Here is a 5,885-nt window from a genome sequence, read left to right on the forward strand (position 1 = left end):
AATCACAGGAATCGGTTTAAAACTCATATCCGTTCCGCTAAACAATCACAGAAGCAGTTAAACAAGCTCAAGGAACAGTGGTATAAGCTTGCTGCCTGAAGCTACTGTGCGAGTTTTGCGGTATTGCCATTTAACCATTTAAAGAATATGGTTAAGGTTATCCTCGGCAAATCGACCCGTGTAAAATCGACAGATAATATAACTAATCTTTTGAAAACTATTACTCTTCGTGACGGAAGCCCCCTAATTGCATTCACGCGCTTTGCGCAGCATCCAGAAAGATCAGAGCTTTGGAGAGCTGGGCCAAATAGCCTCCGATACTCTTTAACAAGAAAAATATTGGATGAACTAGTTCAGCAGCAGGGGTATGCAATTATCTATACTCATCTGGCCAAGGCAGTTATGTGCCGTCAAGGAAAAATATTTTTTCCTCCTGCGGAAGAGGAAGCATTTAAGTGCTTAGCGGATTATTACAACAAAAAACTTGTTTGGGTTGCCCCGTCTGCTAAACTTCTCCAGTATAAAACAATGCATGATTTTCTTGAATGGCACGTCATTCGTGACGGAAAAAAAATAATAATAGAAATAAAAAGCTTGAAAGACCCTGTTGAAGGCGAACGTATACCCTGTATTGATGAGCTGGCCGGGATATGTTTTTATTCTCCAATGGTCCAAGATACCCATATTCATTTACATGGCAAAGAAGTTCCAACAGAGCTTTTTGGATCAGAATCATCGGATAACGGCTGGATAGGTTTTCCTCCCCCGTTACCTCCCAAAACTGCAATTATAGACTGTTAATGCTATCAGCTAGAAAACGTATCATAATATACAGAGACCTGCTTCTGCCCCCCTCAGAAACCTTCATCAAATATCAGACCGGGGCACTGAAAAAATATGAACCGTTTTTTTTCGGCTCCCGCGTCCAGCAGGGAATTAAATTGGATCGGCAGAAAACCTTTCTCCTTAATAACGGCACAATGGCGGGACGATTTCGTGAGGCGTTGTACAAATTGTTCGGCTATGCTCCGTCTATGGTACAGGAAATACAGAAGCTTACTCCCTGCCTCAGTCATGTCCATATGGGCAAAGATGCGACGCTGTATCTGCCTGTCCATCATAAACTTAATATTCCTCTTGCGGTAACCTTTCACGGCACAGATGCCACCACGACAGACGAGTGGAAAAAAGAGCAGAATCGCATTACCTATAAAATTTATTTGCGAAAACGGACAGATCTTATTCGTTCTGCTGATTTATTTATAGCTGTTTCCCGCTCTGTACATCAAGGGCTACTCAGGCAGGGATATCCAGAGGAAAAAATTTTCGTCCATTATATCGGGATTGATCTTAATATGTTCTCACCGGATTCGGCAGTTGAGAGAGAACCGACTGTGCTTTTTGTCAGCCGTTTGGAGGAATTCAAAGGCTGTCAGTATGTGATTGAGGCTGTTTCAGCTCTGCAGAAGAAGAATCCTGAAATACAGCTGGTTGTTATTGGCGATGGCCCGTACCGCTCTTCTCTGGAGGAGCAGGCGGCAGCACAGCAGACCAACTGTCGTTTTCTGGGAATGCAGCCCCATACAACTGTTCGCGAATGGATGAATAAGGCGCGAGTGCTCAGTGTTCCCAGTGAACGGGAAGGAATGCCGACATTTGTTCAGGAGGCAATGGCCATGGGACTGCCTATGGCTCTCTTCAGTATCCCGGCTACACGGGAGGCCCTGGGCGAGGAATTGAAAGAATGTTTGGTTGAAGAGAAAAATGTCCAACAACTTACAGAGCTGCTCAGTGCTTTTTTTCAGCATACCGCCTTATGGGAAAAAATCAGCGCGCTAGGGAGAGAACGGGTGCAGCATCGTTTTAATCTGGAAAAACAGACAGCCCTGCTGGAAGAAAAGTATGCTCTGCTTATTAGTAAAGCGGCTGGCAGGAAGGTATCTATATGAGTGAGAGAACAATAACCGTTGCTATCATTACCCGAAACAGAGCGGGATTTCTCAATAAAGCCTTGGAGAGTTTAATCAGCCAAACTCGGCTTCCTGACCAGGTTCTTGTTGTTGATAACGGTTCCACAGATAATACTCGACTGGTTGTTGAGCAGATGACCGGGCATCTGCCGATAGACTACGTTATTGAGGAGCAGATAGGTATTAACTTTGCCCGCAATAAAGCGATGCGCAATTGCTCAGGCGACATTCTCGCCTTTATTGATGATGATGCAGTTGCCGAAAAGGTTTGGGTTGAGCGGATTGTCCAGGCTTTTCAGCAGTATCCTGATGCGATGGCAGTGCAAGGTAGAACCGGGAACCTTTTTCCCGACAATCTTTTTGCCTCGCTGCTGCAGTTTATCAGTCAGGATATGCCAAAGCTCCGTGACCGAGAAGGACATATTGTCCGCTCGCCCTCAATGATTTGTAGTATGAATCTTGCCTTTCTTTTGCAGCCTATCAAAGAGGCTGGTATTTGTTTTGATACAAATGTACCCCGTGGAGGAGACCGTAATTTCGGCCATCAGGTGCTGCGCAATAAAATGATGATTATCTATGCTGAAGAGGCGGTTAATTATCATCATTGGCCGACTACTCTGAAAGGCTATATGAAATTACGCTGGAAAGCAGGAGTAGCCAAGGCATTATTAAAAGAGAGGTTTACTGAGACCTCTTTTCAACAGGAAACCAAGCAATGGGGGGCTGCGCAAATGTTGTCGGTGGGTTGGCAGCATACAACCCATTTCCCTTTTTTCAAGCGGCTGGGATTTCTTTTGTTGCTCTTTGCTGGAAAAATACTTTCCGAGGTAGCTCAACAATGGACAAAGAGAAATGCGGAGAGATAAGTTGCATAAAAGATTGATGGAAAGGAGCAGAACGCTTTGACAGAGTATTCTACAAAAGAACGCCTGATTGCCAAGGCCTTGGAAAATTTTCCCGTACTACGTACTGTAGTAAAGGAAACATATAAACGTTTGATTTATTTTTTTCATCGTGAGAAAGGATTTCAATACAGTCTGCATCCGAGCGTGACCCTGCAGTCAGCTTTTGCTTGGGCCGGTCTTGAATATTCGGAAGAGCCATATTTTTTTGGGTATTACGACAAGTCTCCTTGGTCGCCTGATATGTCCAGAATGCTACTGCATCAGAAAAAAGGCGATAAACTTGAAATTATACAGCTTGATCGAATTGCACGCTCATTAAAAGTAATCGGGACAAGCTCGGCTTGGAACTGGCAGCAGGGAGCTATGGCTCAATGGGTGCAAATCAATGGCACGGTTGCTGTTGTTCATAATACAATTCAGGAGAATATCCTGGGTATGCAGGTTGTGGATTTTGATGATTCGGAGCACGTGAAGACTCAGTTTATTCCCTGGCCAGTCCAAACCGTTCACCCTCGCAAGGCTGAAGCCTTATCCATAAATTATAAACGCCTTCACCTCTTGAGAAATTGTTACGGCTATCGACCCAAAGTAGTTAATTTTCAGGAAGATATGCCTGATGATGCTGATGGCATTTGGAGTGTTAATCTTATGCAAGGAAAAGAAGAGCTTATTATCTCCTTGCAGCAGTTAAAGGAAAGCCATCCCTTACCAGAGATGAAAAGTGCTCGTCACAAAGTAAACCACCTTATTTATTCACCTCATGGAGACCGGTTCGTCTTTTTACATCGTTATTATACTGAGCAGGGAAAATTCTCTCGATTGTACAGTGCCTCGCCTGACGGAACAGAATTGAATTTACTGCTTGATGCCCGCATGGTCTCTCATTACCATTGGATGGATAACGATAATATTATTGCGTGGGCAAGAACAGATGATGCGGGAGATAAGTACTATAAGGTTAATATTGTTACAAACGAAATTACTATTATTGGAGAGAATGTTCTGGAAAAATTTGGTGATGGGCACTATACGGTATCTCCTGATGGACGGTACATGTTAACTGATACGTATCCAGACAAAGCCAGAAATCAACACCTTTTTATATACGATTTGTTGGAAGAAAAAATGCATCTACTTGGTTCTTTTTTCTCTCCTTGGAGATACTACGAATATAATCGTTGCGACCTTCACCCTCGTTGGAGTCCTGATAGTCGTTTTGTGTCAATTGACTCAGTACATGATGGAAAAAGAAAAAGTTATATTCTTCAAGTTGAGCAACTTATCCGTCCTTTCTAAAAAAACGGAGAATACATTGATTCAAGAATCCCCATATAAAGATCTCCTTCTAGAAAAGAAGGAGATTTTAGGTGTCCCTGTGACTGCTGCCGACATGGATCAATTGCACGAAGGAATATCCTATCTTATACATTCGGGGCGTCAAGGATACGTTCTTTCAGGGAATGTACACAGCATCAACCTCGCTCGTAATATTCCGTGGTTAATGGATTTCTTCAAAAAAGCCGATCTCGTGAGAATAGACGGCGCAGGCGTTGTGCTGGGTGCAAAAATTCTTGGTTATACTTTTCCAAGCCGTCTTACTTGGGCTGATTGGGGATGGCCTTTTGCAGAATTTGTTACCTCGAAAGGATATACCCTTTTTCTACTGGGTGGACCGAATTATGCTGCTGAAAAAACAGCTAAAATTTTTCAAGAAAAAAATCCATCAATCAAAATTGTTGGAACCCATCATGGATACTTCGAGAAAGAGGGTCAAGAAAACTGCACAATTATTGAACAAATTAACAAAGTTTCACCGGATATCCTCGTTGTCGGTTTAGGGATGCCCTTACAAGAACGTTGGATTGATGCTCATGCTTATAAAATTCAAGCAAAAGTTATCATTACCTGCGGAGCTGCCTTTGAATATCTTTCTGGAAGGAAAAAACGATGCCCCGCATGGATGGGAAGAGCTGGATTAGAGTGGCTCTACCGGCTCGTACAAGAGCCTGGCAGAATGTTTAAAAGGTATGTATATGGAAACACAACCTTTTTATTACATGTCTTAATGGAGCGTTTGTCACATTCACGCTCTAATTTTGACTCAGGCTCTTAACAAAGATTATCTTGCTCCCTTACACCGCACCACAGCTACAACTGTTTTGAACAAAATTTCAATATCATCACAGAACCTCCACTTGTCAATATATTCAAGGTCCAGTGCCATCCATTCTTCAAAATCCACATCACTTCTCCCTGAAACCTGCCAACGTCCTGTGATTCCTGGCTTTACACTGAATCTTCTTCGGTGCTGATTCCTATAGAAGCGTTCAAAATCTCGGATCGGCAGTGGCCTGGGGCCGACAAGGCTCATGCTTCCCGTTAAAACATTGAACAATTGAGGAAGTTCATCCAGACTTGTTTTTCGAAGAAACTTTCCCAGCTTTGTCACCCTGGGATCTTCAGTGAGCTTAAAAGCCGCACCCTGCACTTCATTCAGGTCTTCAAGTTCTGCAAGACGTTGTTCAGCGTTCCTGACCATTGTCCGAAATTTCCACATCTTAAATCTACGTTTATTCAAGCCGATACGTTCCTGGATAAAAAAAATCGGCCAACCATCATCTATATAAAGAGCGAGTCCAATTATAAAAAAAAGGGGAGAGAACAAGATAAGCCCGAACAAAGAGGCAACCAGATCCAACAGGCGTTTCAGGTCATCCTGAAGAGGATATCTCCTTTTCTTGGCAGCACAATCCAAAAAAAATTCTTCACGGTGGCCTGGTTGACTAAACGGCAGGTCAAAAAAATCATTCACTAACCGAGCCTCGACCCCTTGAATCTTACATTTTTCTAAAATTTCCTCTATCGTATCATAAAACCCCCTAACCCAAGTTCGTAGGATTTGTGCTCAAAACACGAAAAAAAGTCCTTTTTGGGGCCTTGCTCCTCTTTCAAATATCTGTAATTACTCATCACAGATTTTCGGATTCTTAATGTAGTGCCAGAGAGTGCG

6 protein-coding genes are annotated in these 5,885 nt (G+C 43.0%); 5 read left to right on the top strand and 1 reads right to left on the bottom strand.

Going from position 1 to position 5,885, the window contains the following annotated elements; translation table 11 throughout:
* The first annotated feature begins 147 nt into the window (after positions 1-147).
* From L2082_RS18020 to L2082_RS18040, 5 genes are all read left to right on the top strand, one after another.
* Positions 148-801, top strand: coding sequence for a hypothetical protein (locus L2082_RS18020; protein WP_446010505.1), 654 nt, complete (start codon positions 148-150; stop codon positions 799-801).
* Positions 802-941: 140 nt separating this feature from the next.
* A complete protein-coding gene (locus L2082_RS18025; protein ID WP_446010506.1) occupies positions 942-1,949 on the top strand; it encodes a glycosyltransferase in 1,008 nt (335 codons plus the stop codon).
* On the top strand, positions 1,946-2,836 hold the full coding sequence (locus L2082_RS18030) for a glycosyltransferase family A protein (RefSeq protein ID WP_446010507.1): 891 nt from the start codon (positions 1,946-1,948) through the stop codon (positions 2,834-2,836). Before L2082_RS18025 ends, L2082_RS18030 begins: the two co-directional genes overlap by 4 nt.
* 36 nt (positions 2,837-2,872) lie before the next feature.
* Entirely contained in the window at positions 2,873-4,171 is a 1,299-nt protein-coding gene (locus L2082_RS18035) for a hypothetical protein (protein ID WP_446012076.1), read from the top strand.
* Entirely contained in the window at positions 4,113-4,988 is an 876-nt protein-coding gene (locus L2082_RS18040) for a WecB/TagA/CpsF family glycosyltransferase (protein WP_446010509.1), read from the top strand. Before L2082_RS18035 ends, L2082_RS18040 begins: the two co-directional genes overlap by 59 nt.
* A gap of 6 nt (positions 4,989-4,994) precedes the next feature.
* On the opposite strand, the gene L2082_RS18045 is transcribed toward L2082_RS18040, so the two are convergent.
* Positions 4,995-5,687, bottom strand: coding sequence for a sugar transferase (locus tag L2082_RS18045; protein ID WP_446010510.1), 693 nt, complete (start codon positions 5,685-5,687; stop codon positions 4,995-4,997).
* Between the last annotated feature and the right edge of the window lie 198 nt (positions 5,688-5,885).

The organism is Candidatus Electrothrix sp. (genome assembly GCF_052785085.1).

Bases quoted from the DNA above. Each gene is read 5' to 3' on its own strand.
- L2082_RS18040 (WP_446010509.1), top strand. From the start codon at position 4,113: ATGATGGAAAAAGAAAAAGTTATATTCTTCAAGTTGAGCAACTTATCC.
- L2082_RS18020 (WP_446010505.1), top strand. From the start codon at position 148: ATGGTTAAGGTTATCCTCGGCAAATCGACCCGTGTAAAATCGACAGAT.
- L2082_RS18030 (WP_446010507.1), top strand. From the start codon at position 1,946: ATGAGTGAGAGAACAATAACCGTTGCTATCATTACCCGAAACAGAGCG.